Origin of the sequence: Paenibacillus sp. FSL W8-0426 (assembly GCF_037969725.1) — a bacterium.
Classification (GTDB): Bacteria; Bacillota; Bacilli; order Paenibacillales; family Paenibacillaceae; genus Paenibacillus; species Paenibacillus hubeiensis.
On the sequence record NZ_CP150203.1, the window covers coordinates 4,135,572 to 4,157,271 of the forward strand.

Annotated in this window: 17 protein-coding genes and 1 other annotated feature; of the genes, 3 read left to right on the forward strand and 14 right to left on the reverse strand. The window is 49.9% G+C overall.

Features of this window, described 5'->3' with window-relative positions; genetic code table 11:
- Nucleotides 1–12: 12 nt before the first annotated feature.
- Nucleotides 13–1,299 (reverse strand): alpha-L-fucosidase, encoded by a 1,287-nt coding sequence (locus MKY59_RS18400; RefSeq protein ID WP_339272970.1) that lies wholly within the window; start codon nt 1,297–1,299, stop codon nt 13–15.
- Between the two features lie 210 nt (nt 1,300–1,509).
- Here MKY59_RS18400 and MKY59_RS18405 point away from each other — a divergent pair, with 210 nt between their 5' ends.
- Entirely contained in the window at nt 1,510–3,795 is a 2,286-nt protein-coding gene (locus tag MKY59_RS18405) for a helix-turn-helix domain-containing protein (RefSeq protein WP_339272972.1), read from the forward strand.
- 63 nt (nt 3,796–3,858) lie between these two features.
- On the opposite strand, the gene MKY59_RS18410 is transcribed toward MKY59_RS18405, so the two are convergent.
- From MKY59_RS18410 to MKY59_RS18450, 9 genes are all read right to left on the reverse strand, one after another.
- Nucleotides 3,859–5,478, reverse strand: a complete 1,620-nt coding sequence (locus MKY59_RS18410; RefSeq protein ID WP_339272974.1) for an extracellular solute-binding protein — start codon at nt 5,476–5,478, stop codon at nt 3,859–3,861.
- 39 nt (nt 5,479–5,517) lie between these two features.
- Complete coding sequence (locus MKY59_RS18415; protein WP_339272976.1) at nt 5,518–6,426, reverse strand: carbohydrate ABC transporter permease; 909 nt, start codon at nt 6,424–6,426, stop codon at nt 5,518–5,520.
- A gap of 13 nt (nt 6,427–6,439) precedes the next feature.
- Complete coding sequence (locus MKY59_RS18420) at nt 6,440–7,363, reverse strand: ABC transporter permease subunit (RefSeq protein WP_339278434.1); 924 nt, start codon at nt 7,361–7,363, stop codon at nt 6,440–6,442.
- A gap of 421 nt (nt 7,364–7,784) precedes the next feature.
- Entirely contained in the window at nt 7,785–9,047 is a 1,263-nt protein-coding gene (gene tyrS, locus MKY59_RS18425; RefSeq protein ID WP_236412103.1) for a tyrosine--tRNA ligase, read from the reverse strand.
- 136 nt (nt 9,048–9,183) lie between these two features.
- Nucleotides 9,184–9,410, reverse strand: a binding site (T-box leader).
- Nucleotides 9,411–9,492: 82 nt separating this feature from the next.
- Entirely contained in the window at nt 9,493–10,056 is a 564-nt protein-coding gene (locus MKY59_RS18430; RefSeq protein ID WP_339272979.1) for a DUF4375 domain-containing protein, read from the reverse strand.
- Between the two features lie 174 nt (nt 10,057–10,230).
- On the reverse strand, nt 10,231–11,703 hold the full coding sequence (locus MKY59_RS18435) for a YdiU family protein (protein WP_339272981.1): 1,473 nt from the start codon (nt 11,701–11,703) through the stop codon (nt 10,231–10,233).
- Nucleotides 11,704–11,938: 235 nt separating this feature from the next.
- On the reverse strand, nt 11,939–13,261 hold the full coding sequence (locus tag MKY59_RS18440; protein ID WP_339272983.1) for a nucleobase:cation symporter-2 family protein: 1,323 nt from the start codon (nt 13,259–13,261) through the stop codon (nt 11,939–11,941).
- A 222-nt stretch (nt 13,262–13,483) separates the two neighbouring features.
- Nucleotides 13,484–13,948: a hypothetical protein gene (locus MKY59_RS18445; RefSeq protein ID WP_339272985.1), complete on the reverse strand. Its 465-nt coding sequence runs from the start codon at nt 13,946–13,948 to the stop codon at nt 13,484–13,486.
- A complete protein-coding gene (locus MKY59_RS18450) occupies nt 13,945–14,151 on the reverse strand; it encodes a Dabb family protein (RefSeq protein WP_339272987.1) in 207 nt (68 codons plus the stop codon). The genes MKY59_RS18445 and MKY59_RS18450 overlap by 4 nt, the downstream gene beginning before the upstream one ends.
- 159 nt (nt 14,152–14,310) lie before the next feature.
- Here MKY59_RS18450 and MKY59_RS18455 point away from each other — a divergent pair, with 159 nt between their 5' ends.
- Together MKY59_RS18455 and MKY59_RS18460 are read left to right on the forward strand one after the other, a co-directional pair.
- Nucleotides 14,311–15,171: an AraC family transcriptional regulator gene (locus MKY59_RS18455; RefSeq protein ID WP_339272989.1), complete on the forward strand. Its 861-nt coding sequence runs from the start codon at nt 14,311–14,313 to the stop codon at nt 15,169–15,171.
- A complete protein-coding gene (locus tag MKY59_RS18460) occupies nt 15,168–16,088 on the forward strand; it encodes a DMT family transporter (protein ID WP_339272991.1) in 921 nt (306 codons plus the stop codon). The genes MKY59_RS18455 and MKY59_RS18460 overlap by 4 nt, the downstream gene beginning before the upstream one ends.
- Before the next feature lie 178 nt (nt 16,089–16,266).
- Here the strand turns inward: MKY59_RS18460 and MKY59_RS18465 are convergent, their stop codons facing one another.
- From MKY59_RS18465 to MKY59_RS18480, 4 genes are all read right to left on the reverse strand, one after another.
- A complete protein-coding gene (locus MKY59_RS18465; RefSeq protein WP_339272992.1) occupies nt 16,267–17,931 on the reverse strand; it encodes an alpha-glucosidase in 1,665 nt (554 codons plus the stop codon).
- 52 nt (nt 17,932–17,983) lie between these two features.
- Nucleotides 17,984–19,612, reverse strand: a complete 1,629-nt coding sequence (locus MKY59_RS18470; protein WP_339272994.1) for an alpha-glucosidase — start codon at nt 19,610–19,612, stop codon at nt 17,984–17,986.
- A gap of 252 nt (nt 19,613–19,864) precedes the next feature.
- Nucleotides 19,865–20,758 (reverse strand): carbohydrate ABC transporter permease, encoded by an 894-nt coding sequence (locus MKY59_RS18475; RefSeq protein WP_339272996.1) that lies wholly within the window; start codon nt 20,756–20,758, stop codon nt 19,865–19,867.
- A gap of 13 nt (nt 20,759–20,771) precedes the next feature.
- Nucleotides 20,772–21,686: an ABC transporter permease subunit gene (locus MKY59_RS18480; RefSeq protein ID WP_339272998.1), complete on the reverse strand. Its 915-nt coding sequence runs from the start codon at nt 21,684–21,686 to the stop codon at nt 20,772–20,774.
- Nucleotides 21,687–21,700 lie beyond the last annotated feature (14 nt).

The window sequence follows — 21,700 nt, forward strand, 5'->3', positions numbered from 1 at the left end:
CGTTCCCTCCATTCAGTGATGTGTAACGACGGCTCCCGAGCCGCCATACATGTTGACTTTTTCGGCAAACTCCAGCTTGATTACCGTTGTCAGCTCATGGGTATCTTCGCGAGTCAGATGAATCCAGGTTGTGCCGGGAATTTGGAACCAGGGAACCCCTCCGTGGATGTCATAGGTCAGTGGCTTGCCGGAGTGAAGCACCGATACCTTTTGGATCTCATTGCACAACCCTTTCATGCAGATGCTTTCCTTCGGATCCCCATGCACAAAGAGATACAGTGTCTTCTCATCTGCCGAGAGCGTGCTGCCATCCCCGTAATATCGGCTCATGACCCCCTCCTTTGTCCCATAGACGGCTTCTTCGTGCGCTCTGATCCAACTGCCCAATCCAAGCAGAATCGCTTCTTGTCTCCCATCGATCGTGCCGTCTTCCTTCGGTCCGATATCGAGCAGCATATTGCCGCCCATCGAGATACAGTCGCAGAACATGCGCACGATCTGATGCAGCGATTTGTAATGCTCATCCGCAGGAACATACCCCCATGAACCGTTGATCGTTGTGCAAAATTCCCACGGCCCCTCTGGACGGGTAATCGGAAGGCCTTGCTCCGGCGTCTTGTAATCCCCATGCCCTTGTAAACGCGAATTAATGATGATTTCCGGCTGGAACGATTTCAAATAATGCTTGAAATGAGGCAAATTCCATTGCTCCGCGCTGCGTTCCCAGTCCCCGTCGAACCACAGCAGGTCTACCTTGCCGTATCCGGTAAGCAGTTCTTCCAGCTGCCGGTTGTTAAACTCGAGAAACTTCTCCCATCTGGATTCATCCTGGATGCCGTCTACGGGGCTGGAGAAGCGATTGGCCGAAGCAGGATCTTCGGGCACGTTCCCGCCTTCATATACACTCGGATAATCCGGGTGGGACCAGTCGATCAGGGAAAAGTAAAACCCGAGCCGCAACCCTCTTTCGGTGATTGCATCCGCGTATTGCTTGACAATATCCCGCGCGGCGGGCGTCTTCTTCACGGTGTTCAAATGGCTGTGCTTCGTATCCCACAGAGCCACGCCATCATGGTGCTTCGTCGTCAGCACCGCATATTTGGCGCCCGATTTCTCGATCAAGTCGGCCCATGCATCTGCATCAAACTTGGAAGCGGTGAAACCGTCCAGCTGCTTCATATAATCCTCGTATGACATGCGCCCATTGTAAAACGACCATGACTCCGCCACGCCGTGCACCGCATAAATGCCGTAATGAATGAATATTCCTAATTTCGCATCCTCAAGCCATTTCTGCACGACGATCACTGCCCTTCACTTTTGTAAAATTTATATTTGGCTGAATATATAAACCGCAAAAAACATACACACGTTAACGGAGAGGCAGAACCAATCTGGAGAAGCGAAGCGTTCGCCTTAATCAAGAAATAATTGGTGTGCAAACCGTTTCAATATTGCTATCATTTAAGGAGAAATGACCATTTCCCAATGGAAAGGAGTCGCTTTCACTTGAGAATAAACTATTTCAAATCCAGGCTGTTCCTCAAATACATCTGTTCTTACCTGCTCATTCTGCTGATCCCCCTGGTGCTCATGACCATATTCATCTATGAAAATGCCGTGAAGACGCTCCGGACAGAGATCGAAAACTCACGACTGGCCCAACTCTCACAAACCAAAACGATGATCGATAGCCGCATGAAAGAGCTCAGCGATATTGCTTCCCGGATTTCGTACGACCATCGGCTGTCCCATTATAAGGCGACTCAAACGCTGACCAGCCCGGAAGCGATTCGCGCATTGGATCAATACAAAGCCACCAGCTCCATCATGGATGAAATCTATCTGTACTTCCATAACGGCAAACATATTTACTCCAGCAAAGGACTTACCGACTTCGACGTATTTGCGCACAATCTTGGCTTCGCTAATTGGGACAAAACGTCCTTGCAGCATGATCTGAATGAAATCAAACATCCGATGGTAAGACCCGCCGATACGGTCAGCATTAAAGAAGGCTTGCAAGACCGCAAACTGGCTTATCTGATCCCGATTACACCCAACAGCTTGAACCCGCATGCAACCGTGATGTACTTCATCAAGGAGTCGGCAATTACCGATTTGATGGATTCCATCCTTGGAAGTTATCAAGGCTTAACCTTTGTACTTGACGGAGAAGGGCAAGTACTTGCGGCCAACCATCAAGGCGATACGCTAAGCGCAGACGCTTCAGAAATGTTGTTGAATCAGATGGTTCCAGGCATACAAGAACGAGCACTGGATGGTAAAGCCTATTCCATTGTCGCCGTACAATCCGAAACCAATGGCTGGACGTACATGACCGTCATGCCCAGCTCCCAATTTTTCAGCAGCGTGCTTAACGTTCGGGATGTCATGCTGATGATCATCGGAGTCGTACTGCTTGTCGGAGCGGTTATCGCATTGGTGCTTGCCAAAATGCAGTATCAGCCCATCTCAGCATTGGTTGAGTTTGTTTCATCCCGCGTTCCGAAGAAGAATGGCGAAGAAACAATCGGTTACGGGAACGAACTACAGCGAATACACACTGCACTGCAAGATTTCAGTTCCCGGATTGATATGCAGGAACCGTTCGCCCGCAATCAATATTTGTCCACGCTCATCAAATCCGGCAACCCGGAGCTGGTTTCACCTGAAATGATGCAGCTCTTCGATCTGAAACTGAACAAGAAGTATTTATTCGTCATGGTTGTCGGCTGGAACGAATCCAATGCCGATCGGGAGCACCGTCGCCGGATTGCAAGCACACTTGCCCATATCGATATGCCTGATATGTGCGCTACCGGGTATGGCGTTGAACTGCCGCAGCTGGACCGATTCGGCATCATCATGAATTTCGATGCAGTAGCGGGACTAGACGAGACCGTTCAAATGAAGCAAACGATGGAACACGTGCAGCGCATGCTCGTTGAATCGCACTCCATTGCACCGATGATTGGCGCCGGAAGCATTTATCGACAGCTGCATGAGCTGAATCAGTCGTACATCGAGGCCTGCTCCGCCTTTGATCTGCTCGTTCCGGGTGACCGCGGGGCTTCCGCATTGTTCGAAGAAATGTATAAGGACACAACTCCTTCCTACTGGATCCCGAACCAGACCCATCTGAAACTGGCCCAAAGCTTGAAGCAAGGCAATATGGAGATCGCGTCACGGACGATACGCTCTTCCATAGAAAACCTTCAATCTTCCATGCAGCCGGCGCTGATTCTGCGTTGCGTCAGCTTTGATTTGTTGAACACGGTGTTGAAGACCGCTTCAGAGCTTGGCGACTATCAACTGATACAACGACTGACTCCCGACATGACGGTCGGCGGTTCGCTGAAGGAGCTGGAATCCATGCTGCTGTCCCTGGCTTCGCAAATTTGTGCCGAAGTGCAGCAAGGGGCTCTGCAAGAAGAGCAATCGTTGATCGATCGGATCGTTAACTATATCGATGCACATTACAGGGAACACAGTTTAAGTCTGGATACCCTTGCTTACGAGTTTGAAATTTCGCCCTCGCACGTCAGCCGTTTCTTCAAAGAAAAGACGGGCATCAATTTCCTGCAATATATTTGGCAAAAGCGGCTGGACATGGTCGTGCATCAGTTGAAAACAACGGATACTCCCATTAAAGACCTCATTCAGGAGGTTGGTTACTTGGATACGCCGAACTTTATCCGCAAATTCAAAAAGGAGACCGGACTTACGCCAGGTCAATATCGCAAGCTCCATCGCGTCACGGCAAGCGATGCGGAGAGCGGATCTGCGAGTTGACGGACAGGAAAGCCAACATGCAGACGGGCTGCACTGTCCGCGAATGTTGGCTTCTTTTTACTTTTATTGACCGGCAGCATTCCAAGTATCGTAAACTTCCTGATAAATTTCCTGGATGCGGTCCCCGCCCATCTTTTTCATCTGGGCTACATAGCTGTCCCATTCGGACATCGGCACTTCTCCGGTCACAAACTTCGCTTCCATTTGTTTGACATACGTACTCAGGTCCGACAGCAACGCTGAAGCTTCATCCTGCTGTTCGTTGGTCAAATAGGCGTTAGGATATGGCGCTTTGCCGATCGGGATCAGCTTCGCTTCGTTTTCTTTCTTGATCCATTCATCGAATTCCGTGGTCAGGCCATTCGTCAGTTCGGGCGAGTTGTGTCCTGGCGTCAGCATGCCGAAGTTCGGCGTAATCGTGCCTCTGTACTCTTCGCGGTCGCCGCCTCCCGGGACAGGCAGCCATTCTTTTTCATACGTAGCTTTGTTGGTATACTTCCAAAGCGTGCCTTCCGGGCCTTGGTTAAATAGGGTTTGGCCCTCAATCGAATACAAATAGTCGATCCAACGCATCGTCGCTTCCGGATGTTCATTCACGCTGGTAATGGCAAACGTTCCGTTAGCCGAGAGTCCAGGGTGCATACCGTAAACGGGCGAACCTTCAATCTCGCTGGCCACCGGTGTCATGAGCGGATTTTTCATCGCTTCATTCGGATCGCCGCCCAATGTAAAATAGGAATAATAATCGTTAAAGAGCGCGATTTGATTGTTTTCTCCTTTGGCTTTTTTCTGCTCAGGCGTTTGGGAGAACGTTTCATGATCCAATAACTCTTCCTTCCACAGACGGTTCATGAACTCCAAATAACCTTTGTATCCTTCCTGCATCGGTGTATAAAAAACATTGTCCTGCTTATCGACATATACAACCGGATCATACATTCCCCAGAAGCCCAAAAAGTACATTCGCAGATCATCCAATTTCACGGAAGTGAGCGGAATTTCGTCGGCTTGCCCGTTTCCGTTCGGATCCTCGGTCTTCACTCTTTTCAGAAATGCGTACAGTTCCTCCGTCGTCTGCGGAAGTTCTTTTACACCAAGCGCTTCGAGCATTTTGCCGTTATACCACATCGGACTGCGATACCAGACGGCTGCACTGTCGATGAAGGGGAGCGCATATATGTGACCTTCGGGTGTTGTGAATGATTTGCGAATGTCCGGATTTTCATCGAAGAGTTTTTTGAGGTTTGGCGCATATCCTCCGTCAATGTACGGTTCAAGCGCAATCAGCGAGCCTTGGGTTCCGTAAGTAACCTGTTCTGCTGGCGTCAGATCCGCACCGTAGAGCACGTCGGGCAAATCGCCGCTGGCAAAAACGAGGTTTTTCTTCGTGGCGAAGCTGTCTATGGGCGTGAGTCGGAATTCAAATTTAATGTTCGTCAGCTTCTCGGCTTCCTGAATGACAGGCATGGTGTTCCAATCCGCGACACCCACATCCTGGGACATCATGGTCAATGTAATCGGCTCGTCAACGATCGGAAAACCTTCCTGCTTCACTCCTGTCTCCTCCGGCGTCCCCGGTTCGGCGGTTGAACCACCGTCAGAGGCATTCCCGCATGCAGCCAGCAAACTGGCAACTAACGTCAAACTGAGCAGAACCGTCGACTTCTTGCGAACTCCTTTCATGACAACAACTCCCTTTCTGGATGATTTATTTGGTATAGATCAGCCTTTAACCGAACCGATCATGACACCCTGGACGAAGTAGCGTTGCAAAAACGGATATACGATAATCACCGGCAGCGTTGACACAATAATAACCGCGTAACGGACGAGTGCTGCTACCTCCGCTTTGTTGTTGAGCGCGGAAGCGGAAGATCCGTCCATCATGCCGGAGCCTTGGGCAGACATTTCCTGAAGAACGAGAATCTGCCTCAGCACGAACTGCAGCGGGTATTTTGCCGAATCGTTCAAATAAATCATCGCCGAAAAGTAACTGTTCCAGTGTCCGACGCCATAGAAGAGAGCCATAACGGCAATGATCGGCATCGACAAGGGCAGGACGATGCTAAAAAACAGCTTGAAATTGGAACATCCGTCAATCTGGGCGGCTTCTTGAAGCTCGCCGGGGATGGTTCCTTGAAAGAAGGTACGGGTAACGATAATGTTCCATACCGAGGCCGCGGAAGGCAGAATCAATGCCCACATGCTGTCAATCAGCCCCAACCCTTTGATCAACAGATAACTCGGAACAAGCCCGCCGCCAAAAAACATCGTGACCATGAACATGCCCATAAAAAAACCTCGGCCAACGAAATCCTTTCTGCTAAGCGCATAAGCCGCCGGAATGGTGACCATGAGATTCACTGCCGTACCCACGACCGTATATAAAATGGTGTTTGCGTAACCTGACCAGATCCTCTGATCCTGAAGCACTCTGTGGTACCCTTCGAACGTAATGTCCTTGGGAAAGAGCCACATCGCACCGGAAGCGACCTCTTTGGGATTGCTGATCGAAGCACTGATCATGTATGCCAACGGATAAGCGACAAGCAGAAACGCAATGGTGACGAAAATATAATTCAGTGTCAGAAAAATCCGGTCTTGCCTCGTTTCTTTGATGCCTGTTGTCATTCTGCTACCTCCTTTACCACAGACTGTTCTCACTCGTTTTGCGCACGACTTGATTGACCGTAATGAGCAGAATCGCGTTAATGACGGAATTGAACAACCCGACGGCGGTGGAGAAGCTGTATTGTGCATTTTCCAGACCGGAGCGGTAGACGAATGTTGAAATCACATCGGACGACTCCATGTTTAACGGGTTTTGCATTAAGAGAATTTTCTCAAACCCCACGCCCAGCAAACTTCCCATATTCAGAATGAGCAAAATGGTCATCGTTGGCACCAGCACGGGAATGTTGATGTGACGAATGCGCTGCATCCGGTTCGCTCCGTCAATGATCGCCGCTTCATGAAGGCCCGGGTCGACGGCTGACAAGGCGGCAAGATAAATGATCGTGCCCCACCCTGCGCTCTGCCATACGCCAGAGAGAACGTAGACCGTCTTGAACCAGGCCGGGCTTGTCAGAAAAGCAGGTGCATCGATGCCCACCCATTCGAGCAAACGAATAACGATGCCTGTGGACGGCGACAGGAAAGCAATGATCATGCCGACCATCACTACGATGGAGATGAAATGCGGCGCGTAAGTGACCGTTTGCACCCATTTTTTGAAACGTTTGTGTTTCAGTTCATTGAAGGCCAGCGCCAAAATGATCGGGATCGGAAAACCAACCGCCAGCTCATACAAACTGATCGCCAGCGTGTTCCACATCAAGTCCCAAAAATAATACGAATCAAAAAAACGGTTGAAGTGATCGAAACCCGTCCATGCGCTTCCAAAAATACCGCGGGCCGGATTGTAATTTTTGAACGCAATCTGGATGCCGTACATCGGTCCGTAATGGAAAATGAGGAAATACAAAAATGCCGGCGCAATGAACAGATAGAGCTCCCAGTTTTTCCAGACCTTCTTCCATCGTTTCTTGTTGATCTTGGCCCTGTTCAGGACCTCCTGCCGATGGATCGGATTGACTTCCTGCACGCCGGATCGCCTCCTTCTGTTTACATGTCAGCTTTGCTTGCGCACCTTCATGTTAACGATAGTGGATCATGCTTTTTTTCGTAAACATGTGATTTTAGCGCATCCCCCACCCTTGATGCATCAACGCTTCCCGTCGTTGCGGCATCATTTTGACCATTGGTGAATGTGTTGTTTTCGCGCAAAAGGAAGCGGTTACAATTTTCCGAAGTGGAAAAATGGCAATTGAAAGAATGCGGAGTTGTTGATCTAGATGGCGATGATTTTACATTGCGCCGATAATAATGAACGTATAGCGACAGGTTATATCACATAAACAAAACATGAATAAGACGTAACAAAGGCCATGTTCCCAATGGAACATGGCCTCAGCACATGCATCGAATGCTTACCCTTGCAGCTTCACAAGGCTGTAATTCTTTTTGCCTTTGCGGATAATGATAAACTTGCCGCCGATGGCATGCTCTGCCGAAATGGTGAAGTCGAGCTCGGTTACTTTCTCCCCGTTCATGGAGATGGCACCCTTCGTGATGTCTTCGCGGGCTTGGCGTTTGGATGGCTCCAGGCCCAGATCCACAAGCCAGTCAACGATGTTTTTCGCCTCGCCGTTGGTTTCGAACGTTGGCATTTCCTTAAAGCCTTGCTCGATCTCGTCCGCTGTCAGCGAGCGAATGTCGCCGCTGAACAATGCGGCGGTAATGCGCTTGGCTTGTTCCAGCATTTCTTCGCCATGCACGAAACGGGTCATTTCTTCGGCAAGCGCCTTTTGCGCCTCGCGTTTGTGCGGCTCGGTTTCCACTTTTTCCGCCAACGCTTCGATTTCTTCTTTGGACAAGAACGTAAAGTATTTCAAGTATTTGATGACGTCGCGATCATCGGTATTCGCCCAGAACTGGTAGAATTCGAACGGCGTCGTTTTGTTTGGATCCAGCCAGATCGAGCCCCCGGCCGATTTGCCGAATTTCGTTCCGTCCGCTTTGAGCATCAGCGGGATGGTCAAACCAAACGCTTTGGCATCAGGGCCTTCTTTTTTGCGGATCAGGTCAAGACCGCTTGTAATGTTGCCCCATTGGTCGGAACCGCCGATTTGCAACTGCACGTCTTCGTTCTGGAACAAATGCAGGTAATCGAGCGATTGCAGGATCTGGTACGAGAATTCCGTGAAGGAGATGCCGCCTTCCAGTCTGCTCGCCACGACATCCTTCGCAAGCATCGTGTTCAGGTTGAAGTTTTTGCCGTAGTCGCGCAGAAATTCGATCACATTGATTTTGTGCGTCCAGTCGTAGTTGTTCACCAGGCGTACCTGATTGTCGCCTTCCGTAATGAACAATTTTTTCATCTGTGCCGTCAAGGCGTTTACGTTCTCCTGCACCTGTTCCAGCGTTTGCAAGGAACGTTCGGACTGGCGCCCGCTCGGGTCGCCGATCGTGCCGGTTGCGCCGCCGATCAGAATGACCGGACGATGCCCTGCTAATTGGAAACGCTTGAGCATCATGAACGGAATAAGATGTCCGATATGCATGCTGTCGCCGGTAGGGTCAACGCCGCAGTACAGCGAAATGGATTTCGATTCGACCAGCTCGCGCAGGCCCTCCGCATCCGTTTGCTGGTTAATGGCATCGCGCCATTGCAGTTCGTCCAAAATATTCAACACAAACAACCCCTTTTCTAAAGTTAAAGAAATCATGAATACGCGTGATGAAGACACACTGCGCAGAACTTTGCCACGGCAAGCTACCTGTCCATGGCCAAAAAACAAAAAAATCGCCACCCGGTCTGCACGCAGACACAGGGACGATTGAATAACCGTGGTACCACCCAGTTTGCATGAACAGCCCGACGTTGCACGCTGCCCATACCACTTATGACGAAATAACGTTCGCCAAACCCGCTTGGCATTACCCAAGATACTCCAGAGTGTACTTCGCAGTCCTTGTATGTGTCAGGTTCCATCAACCCCTGACTTTCTGGAAACAGGGACAAAGCTGCTACTGCGCTCCTTCAACGTAATTCATGTTTCAGATTATAGACAGTATATCCGAACGTTTGAACGTTTGCAAGCCGTTTTCCTCAATGGAATGTTGCCATACCAAGTATTATGGAACAGCGATTTTCAACGTTCTGGCGTAATGTTCATACGCCTTGGGGGCAATTTGGCTTTCTCCGTTCCAGAACTCTTGATCCAGCGTATCCAACTGCTGCTCCTCCTGGTCCGTCAGAAACCGGGGGATATCCCACAGTTCCGTCAGGCGTTCATCGTTCTCCAGATGTCGGATGCAATCGAAACAAGCGTTCACGTATGTTAGCTCGTCTGCGGCTCCGATCGTTTGCAGCGCACGAACCGCATGGACCAGCGCTTCCTCCCCCCAATTGCAAAAAAACTGCACAAAACCGCCGTTGAACACATCCGCCTCCAGCAGCCACAATGCGGCGATTTCCTGTTGTTCTGGCGTGAGGTCGCCCCATCCCCGTGCGGAGTTGTTTTTCAAGCTTACGAAAGCGATGGCATAGTCGTACCACAAATCATGTATATCGTTATTGTCCAACAGAATGATCCCTCCCCAATAGAGAACCACATCTTTATCGTCCAGTTGTCGTTCGTACACCTCGCTGCCCCGTTCATGGATGCGAACGACAAATCCCTGATCGGATACCTTCACACAAGGGGCGCCATCTTCCCGAAATGTCGAAAATCTGCGATTGACATAACCCTCCATCTGTTCACTAGGAAAGTCCGTGAAATCCGAATAACGCTAATACCTCCTCCCGGAACCGGGACAAGCTTCGCAGCTCTGGCAAACGGCTTCCTCCCTCCAAGCTATCCGCCTCGTTCGTTAGGTACCGCAGAACGTGCGATAGTTCGGGTCGCAAGCCATGGGTGCAGCGGCGTACTCCGCCTGTTCGGAACTATGGGCATAGGGATTCTTCAACACGGCAAGCAGCTTGTTCATCACGCTGTAATCGCCATGCTGCTCTGCGCGCTCCAACGCTTCCTCCACCCGATGATTGCGCGGAATGACCGCAGGATTGGTCTTGCTCATCTGTTCGCGCACGGCCTCCGGGCCCTGTTCCTGTCTCGCGAGTCTGGCTTGCCAGCGTGCATGCCAATTCGCAAATTCCGCATCGTCGCTCAGCCCATGACCGACCGCCTGCCCAAAGGTTAGTGCCACGAACGTGTTCGTGTAATCAGCCTGGTGTTTCTCCATGAGGTCCAGCAAGTCTTTGACCAGTTCTTCGTCCGCCGCTTCTGCGTTAAACAGCCCCAACTTGGTACGCATACCCGCCAACCAATGATGATGATACAATTCGGAAAAGGAAGAGATGGCATCCTGTGCCATTTGCACGGCCTGTTCTTCGTCAGTATGCAGCAATGGCAGCAGCGATTCCGCAAAGCGCGCCAAATTCCAGCCTCCGATATAAGGCTGATTGCCGTAAGCATAACGTCCCTGGGTATCAATCGAACTGAACACCGTCGCCGGATTATAGTTATCCATAAAAGCACAAGGGCCATAGTCGATCGTCTCGCCGCTGATCGTCATGTTGTCCGTATTCATCACGCCGTGGATAAAACCGATTTGCTGCCATTTCGCAATTAAGGCAGCTTGACGCCGTATAACGTTTTCGAGCAAACGCAAATACCTGTCATCGTCTGCTGCCAGTTCGGCATAATGCCGCTGAATGGCATAATCGGCCAATGCTCTAAGGTCATCCACATTGCCCAGAGCGGCTGCATATTGGAACGTCCCAACGCGCAAGTGGCTTGCCGCCACTCTCGTCAGAACGGCACCCGGCCGCTCCGTCTCGCGATAGATCGTTTCGCCCGTGGATACCACGGCCAAAATACGGGTTGTCGGAACGCCCAGCGCTTGCATCGCTTCGCTAATGATATATTCGCGCAGCATCGGCCCGATCGCGGCTCTTCCGTCCCCCGCGCGGGAATACGGCGTAACGCCGGACCCTTTTAACTGAATGTCCATTCGTTCGCCGGCCGGCGTCAGCTGTTCACCGATGAGCAGCGCACGTCCATCGCCCAACCTGTTGAAATGGCCGAATTGATGCCCTGCATAAGCCTGCGCCAACGGCTCCGATCCGACCGGATTTCGGTTGCCCGCAAAGATTTCGACGTTTTCCTCCTGTTCCAGCAGGTCTGCATTCAACCCGAGCGATGCCGCTAACGCGTCATTCAACACCAATAATTTGGGGCGAGCAACGGGCTGGGCGGATTGCTTCGTATAAAAAACGGATGGCAGCCTGGCATAGCTATTGTCCAGATTCCATCCGGCATCCATCAGTTGCTTCTGCATCATGATCACCTCTCCTTTGTTATATTGTTCGATATGGTTCCTCATAACATTCATCGTTTACGGCGGTCATGAAAAAACTGTAGCATATTTGCCTTATTTTTGCATGGTTCGGCTTATTGAACTTTTCAATATGACCTTTCAAAAAGCAAAAAGTCCATGCGCGCTCTGAAGAACGATGATGAACTTTTAGCAAGCCGACTGAATGGAAAACGATGCTTTATGTGCGCTTAATTCAACGTCAAGAATGTGCTTCGTTCGCCTGCGAAGGGGACGACTGAAGCGGAATGCTTTCTTTTTTGATGCCGAGATTGAAAAATACGTTGAGCAGAATGGCAGACAAACTGCCTGTAATGATGCCATCGCTGACGATGATGCGGATCGCTTGCGGCAGCTGGGCAAACAAGTCGGGAACTGCCGTCACCCCGAGGCCAAGCGACACCGAGCACGCGACGATCAGCAAGTTCGACTGTTTGCTGAAGTCAACGGATTGCAGCATTTTAACGCCGGACGACACCACCATGCCGAACAGCACAACCGTTGCCCCGCCAAGCACGGCACTCGGGATAATGGTTGCGAAAGCGGCGATTTTCGGGATCAAACCGAGGAAAACAAGGATGCCGCCTGCCGCCATGACGACATTGGTCGTCTTCACCCGGGAGAGTTGAACGAGACCCACGTTCTGGGCAAACGTATTGTACGGAAAAGCATTGAAGATGCCCCCTAGCACAAAAGCCAGACCTTCCGCACGATATCCGCGGGCAAGATCTTTATCGGTGACGGGTTGGTCGCAAATTTTGCCGAGCGCCATGAACACACCCGTCGATTCGATGATAACCACCATGCCCACGATGATCATCGTCAGGATCGGACCGAATTCAAAGGTCGGCCATCCGAAATAGAACGGCTGCGGCAGGCGAAACCAGGAAGCTTCGAGCACGGGAGCAACATTGACTTTGCCCATCAGGACAGCGACCAGGGTTCCCGCAATGATGCCGAGCAGAACAGCCAACGATTTGACAAATCCGCGCGCATAACGGTGGAGGATCAGGATGAACATCAATACCCCGAAGGAAAGTGCGAGGTGGCTGAGTCCCCCGAAATCCTCGCTTCCGCTGCCGCCCGCCATATTGCGGATGCCGGTCGGAATAAGCGCAAGGCCGATAATGGTCACTACCGTACCGATCACGACCGGCGGAAACAGTTTCACGATTTTGCTGAAGAAGGTCGCACAGATCATAATGAAGAGGCCTGCCGCGATAATGGAGCCGTAGATGGCCGGAATCCCGTACTGATTGCCGATTGCGATCATCGGTGTAACCGCCACGAAGGAACTTCCAAGCACTGCCGGCAAACCTATGCCCAGAACCTTGCCTTTCCGCGCTTGCAGCCATGTCGCGATTCCGCAGGTCAGCAGATCGATGGAGACCAGGTAAGCGAGTTGTTCTGCCGTCAGGTTCAACGCCCGGCCGACCAGCAGCGGAACCAGAATCGCCCCGGCATACATGGCCAGGACATGCTGGATTCCCAATGAAAAAATGTTCATTTTTTTTGTTTCGTTCATGAAAGCTCTCCCCCCGAATGATCATTATCCGTGAACCTCTTTGAAGAAACGCCGTTATGTTAGTTCACATTATATAAACAATTCGGAAGATTTCGAGCAGGTGGCATGGAGAATTGTTGGAGGAGATAAAGAAAGACACACCACTTAGGCGTTCTTAACAATAAATCCCGAAATCCAAGTTAGATTATCTGACATCGATTCCTATGTATATTGAACGAACCATTAATCCTTTGGCTCTAACTGATTTGCAACATAGGTCCAACCTTCCTCGATGCTGCGAAATACCCAACCGATATCCTCGATGGTTTCCTTAGCGCCGATACCCAAAATAAGCGTGCGCACCGCCTCCTCTGAAGCCGGTCCAACGGTCAAAGCCACCGGGAACGGTTTGATTCTCGCCAGCTCGCTCCCGATGTCGAACACGCGATCCAGTTTGTCTCCCCATTCGTACTTGAGCTCGCTCAAATCGATGACCAATCCCCAGGGAGCCCAGGCGTCCAAAACGGCCTTGCCGATGGCGCTCATGTATCTGGCATCGCTATTGCCTCTGCTGCCGAAACCGTACTCGCCTTTGAAGGACAAAATCATGATGGATCGGTAACTTTCTGCGGATACTTTGCCAATGCGTACGCTGTATTCGAGCTTGCTCAGATCCTCCAGTCGCACCGAGCGGGTGTTCATCATCATTCAACAGCACTTCCCTTCTCTTGTTCAGCAATCGGGTAATCGGATACGAATGACGCTGCTCCATCCAGTACGGACACGAAGGCCTGATGTGCCGGATGGGGGCAATAAGCGCGCAGCGCGTTTTGATTTTCAAATATCACCCTCAAGCCAATGGTATATCCGTGGATATTTTTCCGTTTCTTCCGTGACGTTAACGCCTGCACTCAATTCCACTATGCCGGGAATCTTTCATTAATATTCATTATAAATAGCGTATGCTCAGGCAGGCAACACACATCTAACATGAAGCAATATCATCCAAGAACACGGGAGAGGATTTCGTTTATAATGGCAGAAACATCATTTGAAAGAAGGTGCAGCATGTGACTCGCGAAGTGCGAACCGTCGTATACGATCCCGATCTGCAGTTGGAAGCTTACCGCTTCGAGGGTATCATGCAGAAATTTCCGAACCATTTTCACGATTATTACGTGATCGGTTTCATCGAAGATGGCAAACGCCATCTGGTGTGCAACCAGGAAGAATATGTGTTAAACAGCGGCGATATCATTATTTTTAATCCCGGTGATCCGCATGCTTGCGAGCAGGTGGACGGTCGGACGCTCGACTATCGCTGCTTGAACATCGAACCGGAGGTGATGCGGCGATACGCTGCGGAAATGACCGGGCATGACGTCATGCCCCGATTCACCACGCATGTCCTTTGCCAGAACGAGCTGGTAGAAACGCTGCAGGAGCTGCATGACATGATCCTTGCGGAGCGGCAGGACTTTTGCAAAGAGGAATTGCTGCTCGTCCTTCTGGAACAATTGATCAGCGAACATTCGGATACCGAACGGACAAACGCCGAACAGGAGCAAACCGCCGAAATTACGCGCGTGTGCGCTTATATCGAATCGCATTACATGGACAGCATCGCATTAAACGAGTTATCCGATCTGGCAAGCCTGAGCAAATATCATTTGCTGCGGCTGTTTACGCGCCAGAAAGGCATCTCCCCTTACCGATACCTGGAGACCATTCGCATCAATCACGCAAAGCGGCTGCTCGAACAGGGATTGTTCCCGATGGAAGTAGCTGCCAGGACAGGTTTTAGCGATCAAAGCCATTTTACGAATTTTTTCAAAAAACTGATCGGGCTGACGCCGCGGCAATACCGGCGCATTTTCAATCACGAACAACTAGCGGTACCGCATGCAGAAAAGGCGGGCAATCCGACATGACGAAAACAACCAAAGCTTCAACCGGCCATTTGCTGGCCTTGTTTACGATGCTGGTCTGGGGCACAACGTTTATTTCCACCAAATGGCTGCTCGTGGACTTCACCCCGGTGGAGATTCTGGTGTTCCGGTTTGTGCTGGGGTACGCTGCATTGCTGTTGATCTATCCACGCTTCCAGCGGATCGCTTCTTTCCGGGAAGAGCGGCTGTTCATGGCAGCCGGGCTGTGCGGGGTTACGTTATATTTCCTGATTGAAAATGTGGCTCTGGAATATACGCTCGCCTCCAATGTAGGCGTCATCGTATCCATCGCTCCGTTCTTCACCGCGGTGGTCGCACATTTCGCGCTGGACGGGGAACGATTGAACCGCAACTTTATGCTTGGATTCGGCATTGCGCTTATGGGCATTATGCTCATTTCGTTTCATGGACAAACGGTGCTGCAAATCAATCCGCTCGGTGACCTGCTTGCCTTCATTGCACCTGCGGTGTGGGCCTTCTATTCGGTCCTCATGCGAAAGATCGGCCAGCTTGGTTACCATGCCATCGGCGCAACGCGCAAAGTATTTGGCTATGGGCTGTTGTTCATGATCCCGGCGGTATGGCTGAAAGGCGTTCATCCTGATCTGGCCCGGCTGCTCGTGCCCGCTAACGCGGCCAACCTGCTATTTCTCGGTTTGGGCGCTTCCGCTCTCTGCTTTGTCACTTGGAGTCGGGCGGTTCATTTGCTCGGTGCAGTGAAAACAAGCGTGTACATCTATCTCGTGCCGGTAATTACCGTGATTGCGTCTACCCTGCTGCTCCGCGAACCGTTGACCTGGGGCACTGTCCTCGGTGCACTGTTAACGCTGGTCGGATCGTATCTCTCCGAACGTCCCGCCCGTGCTGGCCGAGCATCCAGGCTGAGAGCCATAAAATGAAAGAACGAGGATACCCTTTGAGCGCAGCGCGTAAAAAGGAACCAAAAGAATGGCCCGACGAAGACCGAATGGGTCGGGCTGTTTCTTGGCACACGCCTCGTCAAAGAGCAAAATAGGCTAACCAGTATCCTGGCTAGCCTATTCATGCCTTTGCCGCAGCAACGACGCTTCGTACTTTTCATTTTCCGGTTAAACCTATGATCGTTTCGAACGGTCTCAGCTGTATTGGCAGCCTGCAGTCGTCGTAGTTTGTAAGCCAGATCTCCGAAAAGTCGGGATACTTCTCTTCTCCACCGAGCTCCACGATTTGTCCCGTAAGATTAATGAGTACCAGCACTTGTTGGTCTGCCAATGTACGGGTATACGCAAATACGCTTGGATGATCCGGCATAAGAAGCTCATAGGTCCCGTATATGAGCGCGTCGTGTCCTTTTCGCAGCTGAATCATTTGTTTATAAAAGTGAAGGATCGACCGTCGTTCCTGAAGCTGTTTCTCTACATTAATATCGACGTAATTGTCGTTCACCTTTAGCCACGGGATGCCCGTGGTGAACCCGGCTTGTTTGTCCGAAGACCACTGCATCGGCGTTCTGGAGTTGTCGCGGCTCGATGCCCAGATGATGTTCATGATTTCCTCATGGGACATGCCCTCTTCGCGTTTGATCTGATATAAATTCCGATCGGCTACGTCGTTATAATCATCGATGGAAGGGTAAGCCACATTCGTCATTCCAATCTCTTGCCCTTGATAAATGAAGGGCGTGCCCTGCATGAAAAAGTACATGGCTCCTAGCGCAGTGGCGCTCTCATACCAATACTCCGCATCATTCCCCCAAGACGAAACTTTGCGAGGCTGATCGTGATTTTCAATAAACAAAGCATTCCAGCCGATGCCTTCAAGCGATTTTTGCCACTTGGTCATGACGTGTTTCAATTTGGGAATGTCAAGCTGCCTGTCCGTGCTGTTGTTCCAAAGGTCCAGGTGTTCAAATTGGAAGACCATATTGAATTTGCCTCTGACTTCACAAATCCAATCCAGCAGATCTTCCTGGTCCTCTACTTTTACTCCATTCGCTTCCCCAACGGTCACCACATCATACTTGGATAACGTTTCCTCTTTCATTTCTTGCAGATAACGCTGGATTCCTTTGACGTTCATATGTTTTTCAAAAGAAGAGACGTATTTGACGCCCTCGATGTTTGGCATGTCCGGCAGGCCCTCTTCTTTATGAATATGGCTGATTGCATCGACGCGGAACCCGTCAATCCCCTTATCAAGCCACCAATTCATCATTTCATAAATGGATTTCCGAACTTCTTCATTTCCCCAGTTCAAGTCCGGCTGCTTTTTGGAGAACAGATGAAGATAGTACTGTCCCGACACCTCGTCATATTCCCATGCAGATCCGCCGAAAATGCTCTCCCAGTTGTTCGGTTCTTCCCCGTTTTTCCCGTCTCTCCAGATGTACCAGTCCCGTTTGGGGTTATCCTGCGAAGCTCTTGATTCCATAAACCACGGGTGTTCGTCGCTGGTATGATTGATCACCAGATCCATGATGAGTTTCATGCCGCGGCGGTGAACTTCGTTCAGTAATTGATCAAAGTCTCCCATCGTGCCGAATTCACCCATAATGGAACAGTAATCGCTGATGTCGTAACCATTATCGTCGTTGGGCGACTGATACATGGGACAGATCCATATCAGATCAATGCCGAGATCCTGGATATAATCCAGTTTTGAAATGATGCCCTTGATGTCGCCGATCCCATCCCCATTCGAGTCCATAAAGCTTCTTGGATAGATTTGATAAGCTACGGCTTCTTTCCACCATACTTTTTTCATTTGATGCAATCCTTCTTTCTCAACCACTAAACTTTATTTATAGTATTATGTTTCAAGCCTGGATAAGGTACATTCTCGCTTCATATGGACGCAGCTCACTCTCCGACATTTGGCCTGAATAATTGGATATTAACAGCTGATTTGTCTCTGCCAATTGTTCCTGGAGCGGGAGTTCGGCCTGTTGTCCTTGGAAGTTGCATACCACCAGGATTTTGGTTCCATTGAGCGTCCGGGTGTAAGCAAATACATCTGGATGATCCGGGAATATCAGCTCATAATCCCCATATACGATCACGTCATGATCTTTTCTTAATTGAATTAGTTTCCGGTAGTAATGGAATATGGATTCAGGGTTATTCAAATTTTCCTCAGCGTGAATGTGCTTGTAATTCGGGTTCACTTTAATCCAAGGTTCTCCTTGCGTAAAACCCGCGTTATCGGAAGCATCCCATTGCATCGGTGTTCGCGCGTTATCACGGCCCTTGGTATAGATCGACTCCATAACGTCGCGTTCAGAATATCCTTTTTCCATTCTTTCCTTATAAAAATTCAGCAATTCAATATCCCGATAATCTTCCATCGCATATTGCACATTCGTCATGCCTAATTCTTCACCCTGGTAAATGTAAGGCGTACCTTGCATGCCATGAAGAAGCGTGGCCAACATTTTAGCCGATTCGATCCGGAATGGTCCGTCATTTCCCCAACGGGAAACGATTCGAGGCAAGTCGTGATTGTTCCAGAACAAACTGTTCCAGCCTTCCCCCTTGAGCTCTGTCTGCCACTTGGACAGCACTTTTTTTAATTCCATCACATCCAAAGGTTTAAGATCCCACTTTCCTTTCCCTTCTTGTTCATCCAGGCTGATGTGTTCGAATTGAAATACCATGGAAAACTCGCTGCCGTCCGGGTTGCTGTACCATTTTGCGATGTCCGGGGTGGCGCCCCATGTTTCTCCAACGGTGAGCAGGTCTCCCGCTTTTTGAAACGTTTCCTTACTCAGTTCCCTGATGTATTTATGCAAATGAGGTCCGTTCCCCGTAATCTTCAAATCCGGCTCTTTGCCGATGAGATCAATGACGTCAAGTCGAAAACCGCCGACGCCCTTATCGATCCACCAATTGATCATATCGTAAATTTCCTGCCGGACTTTGGGGTTTTCCCAGTTGAGATCCGGCTGTTTGGCCGAAAACAGATGCAAATAATATTGCCCGATCTCAGGCACCCACTGCCAAGCTGAACCACCGAATGTGGAGCCCAAGTCGTTTGGGGGCGTTCCTTCTACGCCATCTCTCCAGACATAATAGTCATGGTACGGATTGTCTTTGCTTTTTTTGGCTTCCTGGAACCAGGGATGTTCATCCGAAGTATGGTTCAACACCAAATCCATAATGATCCGGATGTTGCGTTCCCCGGCTTCATGAATTAACGTTTCCATATCTTCCAAAGACCCGAACATCGGATCGATATCCTGATAATCGGAAATATCATAACCAAAGTCGTCTTGCGGAGATTTGCAAACCGGCGATAGCCAGATGGCACCGATTCCGAGTTTCTGCAAATAATCCAGCCGGGACACAATGCCCTTCAGGTCGCCGATTCCATCCCCGTTGCTATCCTGAAAGCTCCGTGGATAAATTTGATACACGACAGTCTCTTTCCACCATTTTTTATGTTCCATCGTTCATACAACCTTTCTAACACATGTATATAGAAACCGCACTATTCAATTACACTAGGCCACTACGAGTGCAGCACCATCTTCCGATCGCTGTTATCCCCAGATTTTTTCGATTTCCTTTTTCAAAGGAGAAAATCCGGTGATAAAGGCGACCGCTTCGCTTCTCCAGATTGGTCCTGCCTCTCCGTTAAGATGCGTATGTTTTTTGCGGTTTTTATACTCGGTTTATCTTCATGGTTTCACAGCATCTTATTATTCCTTGACCGATCCGACGACAATGCCGGTGACAAAGTATTTTTGCAGCAAGGGATAAATCAGCAGCAGCGGGATGACGGCGACTACGATTTTGGCTGCATTCAGGTTTTTGTTCGAAATTTCGGTCAGACTGCTGAGCTCGGAAGAATTGGTCCCGGCTTGCAGCAGTTCCGCAATATTCACGTTAAGGGATTGAATATAGGTCATTAGCGGATAATTGCTGACTTTGGTCATGTAGATCAAACCGCTGAAGAAGTCATTCCACGTACCGACGATACTGAATAACGCAACCGTCGCCAGCGCCGGGATGGATACGGGAACATACACTTTGAATAAGACCTGGAGCGGGTTCGCCCCATCGATGAATGCGGCTTCTTCCAGCGCTTTAGGCACGGCAGAGAAGAAATTCATCACGAGAATAACACTGAAAATAGGAACAGCCCCCGGCAGAACAAGCGACCAGATCGTATTCAGCATATCCAGGTTTTTGATCAACAGGTAGCTGGGAATCATGCCCCCGCTGAACAGCATGGCAAAAATCATAATATTCATATAAATGTTTCTGCCCTTGAATTCCCTTTTCGACTTGGATAGCGGGTATGCCATCAATATGATAAGAATCATGTTAAGGATCAGTGTAAGCACGACGCGCAGCACGGATATGCCGAAAGAACGCCAGAACTGGGCATCGTCGATAATTTTCGTATACGCTGCTGTTGTAAAATTGACCGGAATGAGGCCTACCGCATTCGCGGATACGGCCTCGCTGCTGCTGAATGAAATCGCAACGATGTTCCATAACGGAAGAAGGCAGATCAATGCCAGGAAGATGACGATGGCATAGATGGCAAACCGGCCAATTCGGTCTTTTACATTTGCGGAATAGGGCACGGACGTTGCCTCCTTAAAATATTTTTCGGTCGGTATATTTTTTGGCCAATTGATTGGCGGACAAAAGCAAAACGATTCCGATCACGGATTTGAACAAGCCGACAGCCGTACCGAAGCTATACTGACGCCCGACAAGTCCGATGCGATAAACATAGGTATCCAGAATATCTCCCGACTCATAGACGACCGGGTTATACAGATTATAGATTTGATCGAAGCCGGCACTCAAAATATTGGTCAGGCTCATTACACCCATGAGGAGGATAATAGGCAGCATGCCCGGCAGGGTAATATGCCATACTTTTCTCCACCAGCTGGCCCCATCCATTCCTGCCGCTTCATACAGACCGGGATCGATCGAAGTGATGGCAGCCAAATAGACGATGGAACTGTAACCGAACTCCTTCCACACGTCCGTTCCAATAATCAGTGGCTGGAACCAGGTGTTGCTGCCAAGGAAATTAATATTTTGCAGGCCAAAGAACGCCAACATTTGATTCACGATTCCGTCCAGACTGAACATGTTGACAACGACGGACGCCAGAACGACCCAGGATAAAAAGTGCGGCAGATAAACGATCGTCTGCACGGATTTTTTGACGAGTTTCAGGCGGATCTCATTTAACAAAATGGAAAAAATGATCGCCATCATCGTTCCGAGCACAATTTTGGCAATGGCAATCACCAGCGTATTGCTGATGACCTGCGCGATATCCGGCAGCTTAAACATATAAATAAAATGCTTCAACCCGACAAACTCGGAGCCGAACATGCCCTTGGCCGGTATGTAGTCCTGAAAAGCCGTAATGACGCCGACCATCGGAACATAGCTGAATACCAGCAAAAACAAAATGCCCGGCAGCATCATCATATGGTACATGGCACCCGTGCCTAACCGGCCTCTTGCTTTCAAATTCCCCTGCTTCATGGATGAACCCCTTT

What these genes read in the sequence shown, in the direction of transcription:
- MKY59_RS18440 (WP_339272983.1), bottom strand. Translation starts at nt 13,261, where the DNA reads ATGAACGAAACAAAAAAAATGAACATTTTTTCATTGGGAATCCAGCAT.
- MKY59_RS18435 (WP_339272981.1), bottom strand. Translation starts at nt 11,703, where the DNA reads ATGATGCAGAAGCAACTGATGGATGCCGGATGGAATCTGGACAATAGC.
- MKY59_RS18410 (WP_339272974.1), bottom strand. Translation starts at nt 5,478, where the DNA reads ATGAAAGGAGTTCGCAAGAAGTCGACGGTTCTGCTCAGTTTGACGTTA.
- MKY59_RS18460 (WP_339272991.1), top strand. Translation starts at nt 15,168, where the DNA reads ATGACGAAAACAACCAAAGCTTCAACCGGCCATTTGCTGGCCTTGTTT.
- MKY59_RS18470 (WP_339272994.1), bottom strand. Translation starts at nt 19,612, where the DNA reads ATGGAACATAAAAAATGGTGGAAAGAGACTGTCGTGTATCAAATTTAT.
- MKY59_RS18415 (WP_339272976.1), bottom strand. Translation starts at nt 6,426, where the DNA reads ATGACAACAGGCATCAAAGAAACGAGGCAAGACCGGATTTTTCTGACA.
- MKY59_RS18480 (WP_339272998.1), bottom strand. Translation starts at nt 21,686, where the DNA reads ATGAAGCAGGGGAATTTGAAAGCAAGAGGCCGGTTAGGCACGGGTGCC.
- MKY59_RS18445 (WP_339272985.1), bottom strand. Translation starts at nt 13,948, where the DNA reads ATGATGATGAACACCCGCTCGGTGCGACTGGAGGATCTGAGCAAGCTC.
- MKY59_RS18465 (WP_339272992.1), bottom strand. Translation starts at nt 17,931, where the DNA reads ATGAAAAAAGTATGGTGGAAAGAAGCCGTAGCTTATCAAATCTATCCA.